The 16,242-nt window shown below is 68.9% G+C and carries 14 protein-coding genes; 8 read left to right on the top strand and 6 right to left on the bottom strand.

Features of this window, described 5'->3' with window-relative positions; translation table 11 throughout:
* The first annotated feature begins 43 nt into the window (after window positions 1-43).
* A complete protein-coding gene (locus RKE50_RS13950) occupies window positions 44-805 on the top strand; it encodes a M15 family metallopeptidase (protein ID WP_350037297.1) in 762 nt (253 codons plus the stop codon).
* Window positions 806-809: 4 nt separating this feature from the next.
* Here RKE50_RS13950 and RKE50_RS13945 read toward each other — a convergent pair whose 3' ends face one another.
* Window positions 810-1,448 (bottom strand): inorganic pyrophosphatase, encoded by a 639-nt coding sequence (locus tag RKE50_RS13945; RefSeq protein WP_350037295.1) that lies wholly within the window; start codon window positions 1,446-1,448, stop codon window positions 810-812.
* Between the two features lie 69 nt (window positions 1,449-1,517).
* Window positions 1,518-2,864, bottom strand: coding sequence for a 6-phosphofructokinase (locus RKE50_RS13940; RefSeq protein ID WP_350037293.1), 1,347 nt, complete (start codon window positions 2,862-2,864; stop codon window positions 1,518-1,520).
* 148 nt (window positions 2,865-3,012) lie between these two features.
* Here RKE50_RS13940 and mpl point away from each other — a divergent pair, with 148 nt between their 5' ends.
* From mpl to RKE50_RS13920, 4 genes are read left to right on the top strand one after another with little or no spacing between them, the layout of a single operon-like run.
* Window positions 3,013-4,365, top strand: a complete 1,353-nt coding sequence (gene mpl, locus RKE50_RS13935; RefSeq protein ID WP_502937897.1) for a UDP-N-acetylmuramate:L-alanyl-gamma-D-glutamyl-meso-diaminopimelate ligase — start codon at window positions 3,013-3,015, stop codon at window positions 4,363-4,365.
* Complete coding sequence (locus tag RKE50_RS13930) at window positions 4,362-6,998, top strand: efflux RND transporter permease subunit (protein WP_350037289.1); 2,637 nt, start codon at window positions 4,362-4,364, stop codon at window positions 6,996-6,998. Before mpl ends, RKE50_RS13930 begins: the two co-directional genes overlap by 4 nt.
* Window positions 6,998-7,255: a YkgJ family cysteine cluster protein gene (locus tag RKE50_RS13925; protein ID WP_350037287.1), complete on the top strand. Its 258-nt coding sequence runs from the start codon at window positions 6,998-7,000 to the stop codon at window positions 7,253-7,255. The genes RKE50_RS13930 and RKE50_RS13925 overlap by 1 nt, the downstream gene beginning before the upstream one ends.
* On the top strand, window positions 7,252-7,848 hold the full coding sequence (locus RKE50_RS13920; protein WP_350037285.1) for an LON peptidase substrate-binding domain-containing protein: 597 nt from the start codon (window positions 7,252-7,254) through the stop codon (window positions 7,846-7,848). Before RKE50_RS13925 ends, RKE50_RS13920 begins: the two co-directional genes overlap by 4 nt.
* Here the strand turns inward: RKE50_RS13920 and rnt are convergent, their stop codons facing one another.
* Both rnt and pyrC read right to left on the bottom strand, forming a co-directional pair.
* Window positions 7,849-8,490 carry a ribonuclease T gene (gene rnt / locus RKE50_RS13915; protein ID WP_350037283.1) on the bottom strand — a complete coding sequence of 214 codons (642 nt, stop codon included), beginning with the start codon at window positions 8,488-8,490 and terminating at the stop codon, window positions 7,849-7,851. It lies immediately after the preceding gene.
* Window positions 8,487-9,521, bottom strand: coding sequence for a dihydroorotase (pyrC, locus tag RKE50_RS13910; RefSeq protein WP_350037281.1), 1,035 nt, complete (start codon window positions 9,519-9,521; stop codon window positions 8,487-8,489). Before pyrC ends, rnt begins: the two co-directional genes overlap by 4 nt.
* A 142-nt stretch (window positions 9,522-9,663) precedes the next feature.
* Between pyrC and RKE50_RS13905 the strand changes: the two genes are divergently transcribed.
* Together RKE50_RS13905 and RKE50_RS13900 are read left to right on the top strand one after the other, a co-directional pair.
* A complete protein-coding gene (locus tag RKE50_RS13905) occupies window positions 9,664-10,893 on the top strand; it encodes an argininosuccinate synthase (RefSeq protein WP_350037279.1) in 1,230 nt (409 codons plus the stop codon).
* Complete coding sequence (locus RKE50_RS13900) at window positions 10,880-12,442, top strand: flavin-containing monooxygenase (RefSeq protein ID WP_350037277.1); 1,563 nt, start codon at window positions 10,880-10,882, stop codon at window positions 12,440-12,442. Before RKE50_RS13905 ends, RKE50_RS13900 begins: the two co-directional genes overlap by 14 nt.
* A gap of 57 nt (window positions 12,443-12,499) precedes the next feature.
* Here the strand turns inward: RKE50_RS13900 and RKE50_RS13895 are convergent, their stop codons facing one another.
* Together RKE50_RS13895 and RKE50_RS13890 are read right to left on the bottom strand one after the other, a co-directional pair.
* Window positions 12,500-14,446: a DUF5666 domain-containing protein gene (locus RKE50_RS13895; RefSeq protein ID WP_350037275.1), complete on the bottom strand. Its 1,947-nt coding sequence runs from the start codon at window positions 14,444-14,446 to the stop codon at window positions 12,500-12,502.
* A complete protein-coding gene (locus RKE50_RS13890; protein WP_350037273.1) occupies window positions 14,443-15,264 on the bottom strand; it encodes a DUF6502 family protein in 822 nt (273 codons plus the stop codon). Before RKE50_RS13890 ends, RKE50_RS13895 begins: the two co-directional genes overlap by 4 nt.
* A gap of 260 nt (window positions 15,265-15,524) precedes the next feature.
* Between RKE50_RS13890 and RKE50_RS13885 the strand changes: the two genes are divergently transcribed.
* Window positions 15,525-16,097 carry a peroxiredoxin gene (locus RKE50_RS13885; protein ID WP_350037271.1) on the top strand — a complete coding sequence of 191 codons (573 nt, stop codon included), beginning with the start codon at window positions 15,525-15,527 and terminating at the stop codon, window positions 16,095-16,097.
* Window positions 16,098-16,242 lie beyond the last annotated feature (145 nt).

Genomic DNA, 16,242 nt, shown 5'->3' with positions numbered 1-16,242 from the left:
CCCCGGCTAGGCGCCGGGAGGGCCCGGTGTCACAATGCGGACCATGGCAACAGCGACCGACAGGCCCGGCGCTGCGCGCGCTGCGCGCGCCAGCGACCTGCCCGATGATCGTCAGCTCGCAGGCCTTGACGACGGTCACCTCGTGCCCCTCCCCGGGGGCGGGCACCTTCACCCGGCGGCAGCTGCCGCCTTCGAGGCCCTGCGTGCCGATGCCCGCGCCGCCGGCTTCGATCTCGCCGTCGCCAGCGCCTGGCGGGGCTATGCCCGGCAGCTGGCCATCTGGAACGGCAAGCTCGCCGGCGAGCGGCCGGTGCATGACGACGCGGGCCGGCCCGTGGCCATGGCGGACCTGACCCTCCCGGAGCAGCTGGCGGCGGTGCTTCGCTTCTCGGCGCTGCCGGGCACCTCGCGGCACCACTGGGGCACGGACCTCGATGTCTACGATGCGTCCGTGTTGCCGGCGGGAGTGAAGCCGGCGCTGACGCCGGACGAAGTGGCGCCGGGCGCTGTTTTCGATGCGCTGCACCGCTGGCTGGACGAGCGCATGGCTGCCGGCGAGAGCCACGGGTTCTACCGGCCCTACGCGCTGGACCGGGGTGGCGTCGCCCCGGAGCGCTGGCACCTGAGCTATGCGCCCCTGGCCAACCTGCTTGCGCCGCGCCTGACGACCGCGCTGCTGCTGCGCAGCTGGGAGGAGGGCGGACAGCCCGCCGGGCTGTCCGCGCTGGTCGCTTCGCTGCCGGTGCTGCTCGAGCGCTACGTCGCCGTGCCCGAGGGCTGGGCGGAGAGCCGGGCGACGGCCTGAGGCCCTAGATGCGCTGCTGCTCGTGCAGCTCGCCGTAGTGGTTCCAGTAGTCCTCCTCGGCGGCCGCGATAACCTTGAGGGCTTCTTCCCGCCCGTACACGTGGTCGACCTTGATGTCGATTTCCTTGCCGGGGACCATCTTGTAGGTGGCGAAGTAGTGCTGCAGGCGCTCGACCTTGATCGGCGGCAGGTCGGAGATATCCTGGGCGTTGCCCCAGATGTTGTCGCCTTCGAGGATGGCGATGATCTTGTCGTCGGCCTCGCCGCCGTCGATCATCTGGATGCCGCCGACGACGCGCGCGTTGAGCACGATGTCGGCGCGGTTGATGTGCCGCTCCGAGTAGACGCAGATGTCCAGGGGGTCGTGATCGGCCTCAGTCACGCCGGGACAGCGCTTGGCCACTTCCTCGGCGCAGTAGGTGCGCGGGATGAACCCGTAGAGTGCCGGCGGGCTGGAGGTGGTGCGCTGGGGCCGGTCCACCACGAGAAAGCCGGAGCTCTTGTCGAGCTCGTACTTGACCACGTCCGTGGGCAGCATCTCGACGTAAACCTGCACGACGTCCTCCGGCGCCTCTTCCATGCGCGCATAGAGTCCGTGCCAGGGGTGGCGGCGCCAGCGGTTGAATTTCTCGTTCCTGTACATGCGTGCCTCGTCAGCGGTCGTCGGAAAAGGCGCGGATTGTACCGGGTGCCTGCGGAAAAATCTCCCTGCTCAGGCGTCGAAGCGCGCTTTCAGCCGCCGCGGCGCGAGCTTGAGCTTCAGCTTCGGGTAACGGGGCAGTCCGCCGGCATAGGGCGGGTAGGCCTCGCCCTGGATGAGCGGCGCGAGGTAGTCCCGGGCGGCGGCGGTGATACCGAAGCCATCGCGGCTGATATAGCTGCGGGGCATCTTCTTCTCGCGGTTGGCGACCTTCGCCAGCGGCGCCTCGCCGATGGACCAGCGGTAGCGCTTGCCCGTGCCGCGGACGATCGCCGGCATCACCGCGTTGTGGCCGGCGAGCGCGAATTCCACGGCGGCCTTGCCCACGGCGTAGGCCTGGTCGAGGTCGGTCTGCGAGGCGATATGGCGGGCGGCCCGCTGCAGGTAGTCCGCGACGGCCCAGTGGTGCTTGTAGCCGAGCTGGCTGCGGACCATGTCGGCGAGGGTCGGTGCGACGCCGCCGAGCTGGGCGTGACCGAAGGCGTCGCGGGTGCCGGCATCGGCCAGGAACGTGCCGTCGGCGTACTGGGCGCCCTCGGAGGCGACCACGACGCAGTAGCCTACTTTCTTCACCGTCGCGTCCACCTTCGCCAGGAAGCGCTCGCGGTCGAAGGCGATCTCGGGGAACAGGATCACGTGCGGTGCTTCCGCCGGGCCCTCGCCCGCCAGCCCCGCCGCAGCGGCTATCCACCCTGCGTGGCGGCCCATGACCTCGAGGATGAAGACCTTGGTCGAGGTCTCGCACATGGAGGCGACGTCCATGGCGGCTTCGCGGGTAGAGACGGCCACGTACTTGGCGACGGAGCCGAAGCCCGGGCTGTTGTCAGTCAGCGGCAGGTCGTTGTCGATGGTCTTGGGGACATGGATGGCCTGGACCGGGTAGCCCATCGCCTCGCCGAGCTGTGACACCTTGAGGCAGGTGTCCGCGGAATCGCCGCCACCGTTGTAGAAAAAGTAGCCGATGTCGTGGGCGTGAAAGACCTCGATCAGGCGCTCGTACTCGGCGCGGTTCTCCTCGATGGACTTCATCTTGTGGCGGCAGGAGCCGAAGGCGCCGGCCGGTGTATGCATGAGGCCGCGGATCGCCGCCGCGGTCTCGGCGCCCGTGTCGATGAGTTCTTCCCGCAGGGCGCCGATGATGCCGTTGCGGCCGGCGTAGACCTTGCCGATCGCGCCGCGGTTGGCGCGGGCCGTCTCGATGACCCCGCAGGCGGAGGCATTGATGACCGGCGTGACACCGCCGGACTGGGCATAGAAGGCGTTCCGGCGAGGCGCTTTCCCCGCCCCGGACCGGGTCTGTTTTCGGGGTTTCTTCTGAGCCTTGCTCTGGGCCTTGGTCTGGGCCTTGCTCTGGGCCATGGGACACTCCCGACGCTGCGCGAGGCAACGAGGATACGCCATTCGCGGGGACCTGTGCACCGCGCCGTGCGTGCTACCATGCGCCGCATTTCCCGGAGACCCTCCCGTGGCGCAGCACCTCCACATTCTCGGCATTTGCGGTACCTTCATGGGCGGGCTCGCACAGCTCGCCGCGGCCCGCGGTTTCCGCGTGACCGGGTCCGACGGCAATGTCTATCCGCCGATGAGCACCCAGCTCGAGGCGGCGGGGATCGGTCTCATGGAGGGCTATGCGCCCGGGCACCTCGACCCGGCGCCCGACCTCGTGGTGATCGGCAATGCCCTGTCCCGGGGTAACCCGGCCGTGGAAGCGGTGCTTGCCCGCGGCCTCGACTACTGCTCCGGCCCGGAGTGGCTCGCCCGCGAGGTGCTCCGCGGGCGCTGGGTCCTGGGCGTCGCGGGGACGCACGGCAAGACCACGACCAGCAGCCTCCTCGCCTGGATCCTCGAGGACGCGGGGCTTTCCCCGGGTTTTCTCATCGGCGGCGTACCCGGCAATTTCGGTGTCTCCGCCCGCGAGGGCGCCGGCGACTGCTTCGTGGTCGAGGCCGACGAGTACGACACGGCGTTCTTCGACAAGCGCTCCAAGTTCGTTCACTACCGGCCGAAGACCCTGGTGCTCGGCAATCTCGAGTTCGACCACGCGGATATCTTCCCGGACCTGGCCGCTATCCAGCGCCAGTTCCACCACCTCGTGCGCTGCGTGCCCGGCAACGGGCGTATCCTGCGGCCGACGGACTCGGCCGCGCTCGACGCGGTGGAGGCCATGGGCTGCTGGACCCCGGTAGAGCGCTGGTCCCTTGCCGGCCCGGGGGAAGAGCCGGCGGCGGCCGACTGGCAGGGGCGGATGCAGACGGCGGACGGGACGCGCTTCTCCCTGCGCGGCCCCGCGGGCGAGGCGGGCGCCGCCGACTGGGTGCTGCCGGGGCGGCACAACGCGAACAACGCGCTGGCGGCGGTCGCCGCCGCGGCCCACGCGGGCGTGACACCCGAGCGGGCCCTGGCCGCCCTGGCCCGCTTCCGGGGTGTAAAGCGCCGCCTGGAGCTGCTCGGGGAGGTCGCCGGCGTGAAGCTCTACGATGATTTCGCTCACCACCCGACGGCAATCGCTGCGACCCTCGGCGCCCTGCGTGCCCGCGGCTGCACCGGCCGGGTGCTTGCACTCGTGGAACCGCGCTCGAATACCATGCGTATGGGAAGACACCGGGAAGCGCTCGCCGCTTCCGTCGCGGGGGCCGATCGCGTCTACTGGTACCAGCCGCCGGGCATGGACTGGTCCCTGGAGGACGTGGCCGCCGCGGGCACTGCACCGGCTTCCGTCTGCGACGACGTGGAACGCCTCGTGGCGACCGTTGTCGGAGAAGCCCAGCAAGGAGACCAGATCGTGATCATGAGCAACGGCAGCTTTGCCGGCATCCACCAGCGCCTGCTCGGCGCCCTGCGCGCGGCGCGCGGCGAATGAGCCAGCTTCTCCTGGCGCTTTACGAGCGTCTCGTCCTGCGCCACCCGGTCATCGTGATGCTGCTGCTCGCGCTGCTCACGGCCGGCGCCGTCTCGCAGCTCGGCAAGCTGCGCATCGACGCGTCCGCCGACTCGCTGCTGCTGCAGGGCGATCCGTCCCTGGAGTTCTTCCGCGAGGTGTCGAAGCGCTATTCGTCGGAGGACTTCCTGCTCCTGACCTGGCAGCCCGATGCGCCGCTGTTCGCCGACGCCTCCCTCGACCCCTTGAAGCGCATGGCCGACGAGCTTCGCGAGCTGCCCGGCGTTTCGTCCGTGGTCACGGTCTGGGACGTGCCCCTGCTCGAGACGCGTCCCCTCAGCCTCTCGGCGGTGACCTCTGGTGATCCGCTGCCCAGCCTGCGGGACCCGACCGTCGACCGAGAGGCGGCGCTGGCGGAGTTCACCAGCAGCCCCATCTACGCGGATCTCCTTGTCGGCCGCGACGGGGAGGTTACGGCGGTGCAGGTCAATCTCGAGCGCGATGAGCGCTATTTCGAGCTGCTCCGGGAGCGCGAGGCGCTGCGCGAGAAGAAAGACGCGCTCACGGCGCAGGAAGCCGCGCGCCTTGCCGAGGTCGAGGCAGCGTTCAAGGCACACAGTGCGCTGCTCCTCGAGCAGCAGAGCGAGCTGGTCGCCTCGGTCCGCGCCATTGCCGACCGCTACCGCGAGCACGCCCGCATCTTCGTGGGCGGTGTGCCCATGATCGCCGCGGACATGGTCGACTTCGTGCGCAGCGACCTCGTCGTGTTCGGCAGCGCGATCATCGTGGTGATGCTGTTCGTCCTCGCCGTCGTTTTCCGCCGCGTGCGCTGGACCCTCATTCCGCTGCTGACCTGCAGCGTCACCGTGACGTTCATGCTCGGCCTGCTCGCTGTGCTCGACTGGCGCATGACCGTGATCTCCTCCAACTTCGTCGCGGTGCTGCTCATCGTCACCCTCGCCATCGCCATCCACCTGGTGGTGCGCTACCGGGAGCTGCACGCGCTGCAGCCCGAGGGCGACCCGCGCCAGCGCGTCCGCGACACCGTGCGCCTGATGTTCGTGCCCTGCGCCTACACGGCGCTCACGACCATGGTCGCCTTCGTGTCGCTGGTCGTTTCCGACATCAAGCCGGTCATCGATTTCGGCTGGATGATGACCCTCGGCATCGCCGTGGCCTTCCTCGTTTGCTTCACGCTGCTGCCGTCGCTGGTGCTGCTCTGGCCGAAGGGCCGCCCGGTGCGCCACACCGGCGCCGACGCGCCGCTCACGCTGCACTTCGCGCGCTTTGCGGACCGGCACGGGCGCTCGGTGCTGTGGACCAGCGCCGCGCTCATCCTGGTCGTCGTGGCCGGGGTGTCCCAGCTGCGGGTGGAGAACCGCTTCATCGACTACTTCAAGGAAACCACCGAGATCTACCAGGGCATGGAGCTGCTGGACTCCCGGCTCGGCGGCACGATTCCCCTGGACATCGTGCTCTCCGCGCCCGATGCGACCGCACCTCTGCCCGGCCTTGCCGCGGGCGGCGAAGGCGGGGGTGACCCGGTGGCGGCAGACGATCCCTTCGCCGAGGATGCGCCCGGCTTCGACAGCGCGCCGCAGGCGCGCAGGGCCGCCGAAGCCCTCGCGGCGGACGACCCGTTTGCCCAGGACGACCCGTTCGCCGCGGAAGACCCCTTTGCCAGCGACGGCGACCCCTTCGCGGGGGGCGGCGAGTCGTTCGAACCGAGCTACTGGTTCAGCCTCGAGGGCATGCGCACCATCGATGCCGCGCATGAGCTGGTGGCGTCGCGGGAGGAGACCGGGAAGGTCCTGTCCCTGGCGACCACCTTCAGCGTCGTGCGCGATCTCCTTGGCGAGGACATCGGCAGCGTCGAGCTGGCCCTCGTGCAGCGCAGTTTCCCGGACGACGTGGCCCGCCAGCTCGTCGACCCCTACTTCGACGCGGAGCGGGAGGAAGCGCGGATCACGGTGCGGGTGAAGGAAACCAGCAAGACACTGCGCCGGGACCAGCTGCTGCGCGAGCTGTCGGCGGACCTCGCGGACCTCGATGCGCTGTCCGCTGACGATGTCCGCCTGACCGGCATGCTGGTGCTCTACAACAACGTGCTGCAGAGCCTGTTCCGCTCGCAGATCCTCACCCTCGGCGCGGTGTTCCTCGCCATCCTGGTGATGTTCTGGGTACTGTTCCGCTCTTTCTCACTGGCCATGGTGGCACTCGCGCCGAACCTGCTGGCGGCCACGCTGGTGCTCGGTATCATGGGGTTAGTGGGTATCCCGCTGGACATCATGACCATCACCATCGCGGCGATCGTTGTCGGTATCGGGGTGGACGACTGTGTGCACTACGTCTACCGCTTCCGGGAAGAGTTCAACCAGGACCGGGACTACCTCGCCGCCATGTACCGCAGCCACGGCAGTATCGGCCGTGCCATGTACTACACGACCATCACCATCGTCATCGGTTTCTCCATGCTGACCCTGTCGAATTTCACGCCCAGTATCTACTTCGGCCTGCTCACGGTCTTGGCGATGACCGCGGCGGTGCTCGGTGCACTGCTGCTCCTGCCGCGGCTGATCATCCTCTTCCGCCCCCTCGGGCCGGAGGGGCAGTGATGGAGTGCCGTCCCCGCTGCGGCGCCTGCTGTATCGCACCGGCGATCACGCAGCCCTTCCACGGCATGCCGGCGGGCAAGCCTGCCGGCGTGCGCTGCGTGCACCTGCAGGCGGATCTGCGCTGTGCGCTGTTCGGCCGGCCGGAGCGGCCGGCCTGCTGCGAGCGCTTCCTGGCCGAGCCGGCGTTCTGCGGCGAAACCCGCGAGGAGGCACTGCTGATCCTCGCCGAGCTGGAAGCCGAGAGCCTCCCCGCATGAGCGAGCGCACGGAAATCCCCCTCTTTCCCCTGTCGTCGGTGCTGGTCCCCTACGGCCGCATGGCGCTGCAGATCTTCGAGCAGCGCTATCTCGACCTCGTGCGCAGCTGCATGCGCGAGGGCACGGGTTTCGGGGTGGTCTGGCTGCGCGCCGGCCGCGAGGTCGCCGGCGGCGCCGCGGAACTGGGTGCCTACGGCACCTACGCCCGCATCGTCGACTGGGACCAGCTCCCGAACGGGCTCCTCGGCCTCACCATCGAGGGCGGTGAACGCTTCGACCTGCACCGGCACTGGCGCCTGGCCAACGAGTTGAACATGGGTGAGGTCACGCTCGGTCCGCCGCCGCAGCCGGTGCCCATGAGCGGGCGCTGGGAGGGGCTCGCGCGGCTCCTCGCAGGGCTGGAGGCGCACCCCCACGTCCAGCGCCTCGCCCTGCCCGTGGACCCTGGCAACGCGGCGCAGGTCGCGGGCACGCTGCTGCAGCTGCTGCCGGTGGAGGAGAGAGAGAAGTACCGCCTGCTGGGTCTCGCGTCGGCGGAGGACCTGCTGGCGGAACTCGACCGCCTGCTCAACGAGATCAGCGGCGAGGACTGACTACTCGCCGGGCCCCGGCGGCGGCCAGCCGCCGAGCGCCTGCCAGCGGTTGACGATCGTGCAGAACAGTTCCGCGGTGCGCTCCGCGTCGTAGGCGGCGGAGTGCGCTTCGCTGTTGTCGAAGGCGATGCCGGCGCCGGCGCAGGCCTTGGCGAGCACCGTCTGCCCGAAGGCCAGGCCCGCCAGGGTCGCCGTGTCGAAGTAGGAGAAGGGGTGGAAGGGGTTGCGCTTGAGCTCGCAGCGCTCGACGGCGGCGTTGACGAAACCGGCGTCGAAGTGCGCGTTGTGGGCGACGAGAATCGCCCGGTTGCAGCCCTGCTCGCGCAGCTCCCGGCGGACAGCCAGGAACAGGTCGCCGAGGGCCTCGCGCTCGTCGATGGCCTCCCGGAACGGGTGCCAGGGATCGATGCCCGTGAAGTCGAGGGAGGCCTGCTCGATGTTGGCGCCTTCGAAGGGCTTCACGTGGTGGCTGATGGTGCGGTGAGCGGTGAGCGTCCCATCCGGCGCCATGCGCAGCAGCGTCGCCGCGAGTTCCAGGATCGCATCGGTGGCGGCGTTGAAGCCGCCGGTCTCGATATCGACGACGACAGGCAGGAAACCGCGGAACCGGCGAGCGATGGGCGAGGCCGTCTCGTCGCTCATGCGACCTGCCAGGGCAGGGTTTCCCCGGCCCGCAGCGGGACCAGGACATCCTCACCGAGGGGCAGCGACGCGGGCACCGGCCGCTCGCCACGGGTGAGCGTGACCGTTTCCTCGTTCACCGGCAGCCCGTAGAACGCCGGTCCGTGCAGCGAGGCAAAACCCTCGAGGCGCTCCAGCGCACCGAGGCTGTCAAAGACCTCGGCATAGAGCTCCAGGGCCGCATGGGCCGTGTAGACACCGGCGCAGCCACAGGGCGATTCCTTCGCCGCGCGCGTGTGCGGGGCCGAGTCCGTGCCCAGGAAAAAGCGCGGGTTGCCGCTGGTGGCCGCCTTGCGCAGCGCTTCCTGGTGCCGGGCGCGCTTGAGGATCGGCAGGCAGTAGTAGTGGGGGCGGATGCCGCCCACCAGCATGTCGTTGCGATTAAGGAGCAGGTGGTGCGCCGTGATGGTGGCCGCCACCCCGTCGCGGGCCTCGCTCACGAAAGCGACCGAGTCCGCGGTGGTGATGTGCTCCAGGACGACCCTGAGGGCCGGGAAGCGGTCGACGATCGGCGCCAGGTGCCGGTCGATGAAGACCCGTTCACGGTCGAAGATGTCGATGTCCGGGTCGGTGACCTCCCCGTGCACCAGCAGCGGCAGGTCCGCCGTCTCCATGGCCTCGAGCACCGGGTAGAGTGCGTCGAGGGCTGCGACGCCCGCGTCGGAGTTCGTGGTGGCGCCGGCGGGGTAGAGCTTCACCCCGTGGACGATGGGGCTGTCCGCGGCGCGGCGGATCTCGTCGCTGCTCGTGCCATCGGTCAGGTAGAGCGTCATGAGCGGCTCGAAACGCCGCGGCAGCTCCGCCATCGCGGCCTCGATACGCCCGCGATAGGCCTCGGCGAGGGCTACCGTGGTGACCGGCGGCGTCAGGTTGGGCATGACGATGGCGCGGCCCATGTAGCGGGCCATGTCCCGGCAGGTTTGCGGCAGGGCATCGTCGTCGCGGAGATGGACGTGCCAGTCGTCCGGGCGGCGGAGGGTGAGGGTGGTCACAGCAGGGGCTTCGCGGTCTGGGGACACAGCGCGATGCTACCGCAAAGGTCACGGGTCGGAAACTCGCGACCGCCGTGCTCACTGGGCATGAAACCTCCGCGGCGGTACACTGCGCGCGGTTTTTCGAGGAAGGACGGGGCGCATGGCAGACATCAACAAGGTAGTGCTCGCCTATTCCGGGGGGCTGGACACCTCCGTGATCGTGCGCTGGCTGCAGGAGCACTACGGCTGCGAGGTGGTGACCTTCACCGCCGACATCGGCCAGGGCGAGGAGGTCTCGCCGGCCCGGGCCAAGGCCGAGGCCCTGGGCGTCAGGGAGATCTACATTGACGACCTGCGCGAGGAGTTCGCCCGCGACTTCGTCTTCCCCATGTTCCGCGCCAACACCGTCTACGAGGGCGAGTACCTGCTGGGCACGTCCATCGCCCGGCCGCTCATCGCCAAGCGCCTCATCGAGATCGCCAACGACACCGGCGCCGATGCCATCTCCCACGGCGCAACGGGCAAGGGCAACGACCAGGTCCGCTTCGAGCTCGGTGCCTACGCACTCAAGCCGGGCATCCGCGTTATCGCCCCCTGGCGGGAGTGGGACCTGGGCTCCCGCGAATCGCTCATGGCCTACTGCCAACAGCACGACATCCCCGTCGACTTCGCCAGCCAGAAAAAGAAGTCGCCGTACTCCATGGACGCCAACCTCCTGCACATCTCCTACGAGGGTGGTGTGCTCGAAGACCCCTGGACCGAGTGCGAGGAGGACATGTGGCGCTGGAGCGTCAGCCCCGAGGCCGCCCCGGACGAGCCTACCTACCTCGAGCTCGGCTACCGCGGCGGTGACATCGTCGCCATCGACGGCGAGGAACTCACCCCGGCGCAGGTCATCGAGCGCCTCAATGCCGTCGGCGGCGCCAACGGTATCGGCCGCCTCGACATCGTTGAGAACCGCTACGTGGGCATGAAGTCGCGCGGCTGCTACGAGACGCCCGGCGGCACGATCATGCTGCGCGCGCACCGGGCCATCGAATCCCTGACCCTGGACCGGGAAGTGGCGCACCTGAAGGACGAGCTGATGCCACGCTACGCCGAGCTGATCTACAACGGCTACTGGTGGTCGCCGGAGCGGCAGATGCTGCAGGCGGCGATCGACCAGTCCCAGGCCCATGTCAACGGCGTGGTGCGCCTGAAGCTCTACAAGGGCAACGTCATCGTCGTCGGCCGACAGTCGGCGACCGACAGCCTCTTCGACGAGCACATCGCCACCTTCGAGGAGGACGCGGGTGCCTACGACCAGGGCGACGCCGAGGGCTTCATCAAGCTCAACGCGCTGCGCCTGCGCATCGCCGCGGGCAAGGGGCGTGGCCTTGGCGGGAAGTGAGGCGGTAACTGAGTCGGTACCGGGCGCCGGCACGGAAGCGGGGGCCGAGACCGGCAGCGCCCCCGCGGAGCGCGTCGATATTGTCATCGTCGGCGCCGGCCTGTCCGGCATCGGCGCCGCGTGGCACCTGCAGGATCAGTGCCCGGGGCTCGACTACCGGATCCTGGAGGCCCGGGACGCCATCGGCGGCACCTGGGATCTCTTCCGCTACCCGGGCATCCGTTCCGACAGCGACATGCACACCCTGGGCTACAAGTTCCGGCCCTGGCGCGATGGCAAAGCCATTGCCGACGGCCCGGCCATCCGCGCCTATGTGCGCGACACCGCGCGCGAGGGCGGTATCGACCGCCATATCCGCTTCCGCCAGCGCCTGCGGGAAGCCCACTGGGACAGCGCGGCCGCCGAGTGGCGCCTGGTCATCGAGGACGGCGAGGCCGGCAGCACGCGGGAACTGCGCACGGGGTTCCTGCTCATGTGCGCCGGCTACTACCGCTACGATCGCGCCCACACTCCGGCGTACCCCGGGCGCGAAGCCTATCGCGGCACCTTCATCCACCCGCAGTTCTGGCCCGAGGATCTCGACTACCGAGGCAAGCGCGTGGTGGTGATCGGCTCCGGTGCCACGGCCATGACCCTGGTGCCCGCGCTCGCGGAGCAGGCCCGGGAGGTAGTGATGCTGCAGCGTTCGCCAACCTGGGTGATCTCGCGCCCCGCGCGCGACCGCCTGGCGAACGCGCTGCGCGCGCTGCTGCCGGATACCTGGGCCTACGCCCTTACGCGCTGGAAGAATACCGCCCTGCAGCAGTGGTTCTATCACCGCACCCGGGTCGCGCCGGGGAAGGTCGGGCGCGTGCTTCTGCGCCGCGTCCGCCGGGCCCTCGGGCCCGACTACGACGTGGAGCGTCACTTCACGCCCAGCTACGACCCGTGGGACCAGCGCCTCTGCCTGGTGCCGGACGGCGACCTGTTCGACGCCCTCAGGGGCGGGCGCGCCCGGGTGGTAACGGACACGATCGAGCGCCTCACGGAGCACGGCATCCGGCTCGCGTCCGGCGAAGAACTCCCGGCGGACATCATCGTGAGTGCCACCGGCCTGGAAGTGGAGGTGCTGGGCGGCGTGGCCTTCAGCGTCGACGGTGACCCGGTGGACTTCGCCCGCAGCTGGACCTACAAGGGCATCATGTGCAGCGGCGTGCCCAACCTGGTCTCCGTCTTCGGCTACATCAATGCCTCCTGGACGCTGCGGGCCGATCTCACCGCCGAGTGGACCTGCCGCCTGCTCAACTACCTGCGGGAGCACGACCTCGCGGCGGCGACCCCGACCGTGCCGGCGGCGCTCGCCGACATGCCGGACCGGGACTGGATCGATGACTTCTCACCGGGCTACCTGCGCCGGGTGATGCACCGCTTCCCGCGCCAGGGTGACCGCGCGCCGTGGGTCAACCCGCAGGACTACCGGGCGGACCGGAAGCTTTTCCTCGAGGCGCCCATCGACGACGGCGCGCTGGTGTTCAGCTTCGCGAAGGCGGGGCACCGCCGGGCAGCCTGACCGGGCCTTTACCGCCGCCTGCAGCATGCTTGCGGCATCGACCGCTAGCCCCGGGCCTCAGGGCCCGTCAGGGTCATCGTCCTCGATATCGTCGTCCTCGATGCCGTCGTCGTCCTCGATATCGTCATCATCCTCTACATCGTCGTCTTCGATATCATCATCATCCTCTACATCGTCGTCTTCGAGGTCATCCTCGTCTTCGCCGATGTCGTCGTCGCCGTCGTCCACGCCACCCTCGTCATCGATGGTGTCGTCGTCATCCATACCCGGGTCGTCTCCATCCTCGACCGTATCATCGCCGTCGTCCTCGCTGTCGTCGTCATCGGCCTCCAGCAGGTTGCCGTCGAGGTCGAAGGTCAGCTCGATGCCATTCACCAGGATGACGGTGTACTCGTCCTCCTCGCGGAAGGCTGCCGCGATGTCCTTGCCGGGGTAGTTTGCGCTGATGAAGTCGACGATGACGGGCGGCAGCTCGCCGGGGGCCACCGGCGCCTCGTCGTCGTCGCGGAAGTCGCGGTCCCCGTCGAGGACCGCGGCGAACTCGAACTCGACTTCCTCGGCATTGCCGTCGTTGTCCTCGTCGTCGACTTTCACCAGGGCGCCGGTGTCCAGGTTGGCGTAGAAGGCCGCCGGCTCGATGTCGTCATCCACCGCGTTCTCGAAGTCGGCGCCGGCCGTGGTGAAGGTCACCCCGAGCAGGGTCAGGCTGCTGCCCTCCACGAAAGCTTCGACCGGGGCCTGCAGCAGGCGCTCGTCGTCGTCCTCGTCGCGGTCGATGCGGGTGGCCAGGAGGCGGGCGCCATCCTGCACCGCCTCGGCCTCGATGTAGTCGCCACTGCGCAGGTCGCCGATCGTGAGGAAAGGCAGGTCGTCGCGGTCGTCGTCGAACAGCGTGCGGCTGTCGGTGCTGAGCTCGACGGTTCCGCCGGCAAAGCCCAGGGTCACGGTGCCCGCCGTTGCATCGACGGCTGTTGCCGGTGCCTCGAGCTTGATGCGGCCGCGCCGTGCCTGGACCTGGCCCGCGATCAGCGTGCTGCCGTCCCAGTCGCCGTCGATCTCGACCACGGCGCCGTCGCGGAGGACCAGCCCGGACGGTTCACGCGCCGCGCCCGTTGCATCGACGGGCACGCCGCCGACGCTGAAGCTGCCGTCGTCGACGTAGGCGGTGATCGCACCCTCTACGCGCGCGGCCTCGCCGGCGGTAAAACGCGCGCCGGGGTCGTCCTCGCCACTGACGCGCTGCGCGACCAGCGTGCCGCCCTCGAGCGTGCCGCGGACCTCGACGCGCTGGCCGTTGGCGAGCGCGCCGCCGGGCAGGTCTTCCAGGGTCGCATTGCCCGCATCCACGGCGCGATCGCCGAGGAAGAACGCGCTGCCCGAGAGGCCGGAAACCACCCCTTTCAGCGTGACCGTGTCCTGCCCCGGGAGGAAGTCGTCGTCGCGATCGATGCGCGTTGCCCGGAGGCGGCCGTCGGCCTCCTCGTAGCCGGAGACCTCCACCACGTCGCCGACGGCGAGGGTAGCGAAGGAGACGTCTTCGAAGACCGTGCCCGTGCGCTCGGCGATGACCCGGCGGCCGAGGATCGTCAGCTGCAGCGTGGTGCCGTCAGCGTTGGCCTCGAGGCTGTCCACCGGCCCCTTCAGCTCGGCCTCGAACACGACGCGCTCGGCCGTGCCGTTGCTGCCATCGTCGTCCACGGTGCCCGTGACCGTGACCACCATGCCGAGGCCGAGGTCGGTCTCGCCGGCGCTCTCGCCGTTGACGGTGATCTCCGCCTCGTCGACCTCGAAGCGCACGCCGTTGACGAAGATGCTGCCCGTGCCGCTGATCGTGCCGCTGCTGGTGAGGCCGGTACCGCCGATGCCGCCGCCCCCGCCCCCACCCGAGGGCGGTGGGTCGGCCGCGGCGAAATCACCGCCACCGCCGCCTCCACCGCCACCGCAGGCGGTAACCAGGACAAGGAAGGTCGCATAGGCGGCCAGGCGCAGGGGGGCGGCGATCATCGTTCCGGATCCTCGTCGATCTCGTCGTCGTAGTAATAAATGCCGACGGCGACGTAGCGGGCGCGCTCGTCCTCGTCGGCGTCGGGGTCCACCTGGTGCTCGGAAAGCCATTTGTGATACGTCTCCAGCAGCCCCTGGGATTGCTCGGCGGACAGGGCCCGGAAGGCGGGCAGGGCACTTTCGCGGACGCTGCTGTTGGAGACCTTGCGCTGAAAGACGCGCCGGGCCTTATCGCTGCGGATGTTGTGGCCGATGGTACTCACCAGTTCGCCGACGTCCTTGCCCAGGATCTCGATGTGCTCCACTGGCGTCTGCGTCGGTAGGTAGGCACGCTCCCGGAGGATCACGCGGTCCCCCTCCACGGCGGCGGTATTGCTGGCCTCGAGGATCGTCAGCATGGCGCCGGGGGGGATGTCGCCGCTGTAGTCCTTCACCAGGGCGGCGAAGCTGTGCAGTCCCTCCTGCGGCAGGGCCGCCGGTTCGCCGCGCTCATCCAGGAAGCGAGGGTCCACCAGCCAGCCGCTGACCACGCGGATCGCGCGGTTGTAGCGGCGGGCCCGGTCGCTGCCGCCCGCCAGGTCGAGCTCGTGGACCCGCTTCGCCTCCTTGCGCGTGAGCCCCGTGAGCGCGGATACGGCGGAAATGCTGGGGCGCTTGCCCAAGGCCTCGAGGTGGCGCAGCCCCTCGTCGGTGTAGGCCTTGCGCGCGAGCTCGGCGAAGGTACCGTAGGCCATGCCGTGGCGCAGCAGGATGCGGACCAGGGGTCTGAGCATCCGGTAGACGGCATGTCGCAGCGCACTTGTGAGTTCATCAGACATGTTGGGAATTTAATCCCAATCACTGCGGTCGTCAAGCGGTCCTTCACCGGTCGTCCCGATGCCACCGGGGCAGCAGCAACGGGCCTGCGCGGGGCGATTTCCGGGCCTGTGTCGGTGTCTGATCGACGCGCCCGATCAATATTATCACTATTTACCGTTTCACCGATGCAGCCGGCGGCCGTATTTTATAAAGGTATCGGGCAGTCGCCCCCACCTGCGCCACGCAAGTCATTCAAACGCTGTTAAAGGAGGATTTACCCATGAGCACGCAAACGCGCGTCCCGGAAGTCACTTTCAAGTGTCGCGTCCGCGATGAGTCCATCGGCGGCGACAACCCCTACCGCTGGGAAGACAAGACCACGGCGGACATTTTCGGCGGCAAGAAGGTGGTCCTGTTCGCCCTCCCGGGCGCCTTCACGCCCACCTGTTCCTCGAACCACCTGCCGCGCTACGACGAACTGTACGATGAGTTCAAGGCGCAGGGTGTCGACGAGGTGGTGTGCCTGTCCGTGAACGACGCTTTCGTCATGTTCAAGTGGGGCAAGGAGCAGGGCAACAAGAATATCTTCCTGCTGCCCGACGGTAACGGCGAGTTCTCGCGGAAGATGGGCATGCTGGTCGACAAGTCCAACCTGGGCTTCGGCATGCGCTCCTGGCGCTATTCCATGCTGGTCAACGACGGCACGATCGAGAAGCTGTTCGTCGAGCCGGACTTCGGCGACAACTGCCCGACGGACCCCTTCGAGGTCTCCGATGCGGATACGATGCTCGCCTACCTCAAGGGCACGGAAGCCGAGGGCGTCAGCGAGCCGCGCAAGGCCTTCGTCGGCTGAGCCGACAGCGCACAAACCCCTGAAAGGTCCTTGAAGCCCCGGGGCGCGCTGGCGCCCCGGGGTTTTTTTGTGCGCGCCTCCACCCCCGGGCGTGGCTTTTACTCTGACGCGAGGATGCTACCATTCGCCCCTTCCCCGAATCCGG

The organism is Pseudohaliea sp. (genome assembly GCF_040217025.1).
In the GTDB taxonomy this organism is placed as follows: Bacteria; Pseudomonadota; Gammaproteobacteria; order Pseudomonadales; family Halieaceae; genus Pseudohaliea.
Note: the sequence above shows the minus strand (reverse complement) of the source record. Positions and strands in the feature narration are given on the sequence as shown.

Excerpts from the sequence above, each read along its gene's own strand:
- RKE50_RS13950 (WP_350037297.1), top strand. The coding sequence starts at position 44 with ATGGCAACAGCGACCGACAGGCCCGGCGCTGCGCGCGCTGCGCGCGCC.
- RKE50_RS13945 (WP_350037295.1), bottom strand. The coding sequence starts at position 1,448 with ATGTACAGGAACGAGAAATTCAACCGCTGGCGCCGCCACCCCTGGCAC.
- RKE50_RS13940 (WP_350037293.1), bottom strand. The coding sequence starts at position 2,864 with ATGGCCCAGAGCAAGGCCCAGACCAAGGCCCAGAGCAAGGCTCAGAAG.
- mpl (WP_502937897.1), top strand. The coding sequence starts at position 3,013 with ATGGGCGGGCTCGCACAGCTCGCCGCGGCCCGCGGTTTCCGCGTGACC.
- RKE50_RS13930 (WP_350037289.1), top strand. The coding sequence starts at position 4,362 with ATGAGCCAGCTTCTCCTGGCGCTTTACGAGCGTCTCGTCCTGCGCCAC.
- RKE50_RS13925 (WP_350037287.1), top strand. The coding sequence starts at position 6,998 with ATGGAGTGCCGTCCCCGCTGCGGCGCCTGCTGTATCGCACCGGCGATC.
- RKE50_RS13920 (WP_350037285.1), top strand. The coding sequence starts at position 7,252 with ATGAGCGAGCGCACGGAAATCCCCCTCTTTCCCCTGTCGTCGGTGCTG.
- rnt (WP_350037283.1), bottom strand. The coding sequence starts at position 8,490 with ATGAGCGACGAGACGGCCTCGCCCATCGCTCGCCGGTTCCGCGGTTTC.
- RKE50_RS13905 (WP_350037279.1), top strand. The coding sequence starts at position 9,664 with ATGGCAGACATCAACAAGGTAGTGCTCGCCTATTCCGGGGGGCTGGAC.
- RKE50_RS13895 (WP_350037275.1), bottom strand. The coding sequence starts at position 14,446 with ATGATCGCCGCCCCCCTGCGCCTGGCCGCCTATGCGACCTTCCTTGTC.
- RKE50_RS13890 (WP_350037273.1), bottom strand. The coding sequence starts at position 15,264 with ATGTCTGATGAACTCACAAGTGCGCTGCGACATGCCGTCTACCGGATG.
- RKE50_RS13885 (WP_350037271.1), top strand. The coding sequence starts at position 15,525 with ATGAGCACGCAAACGCGCGTCCCGGAAGTCACTTTCAAGTGTCGCGTC.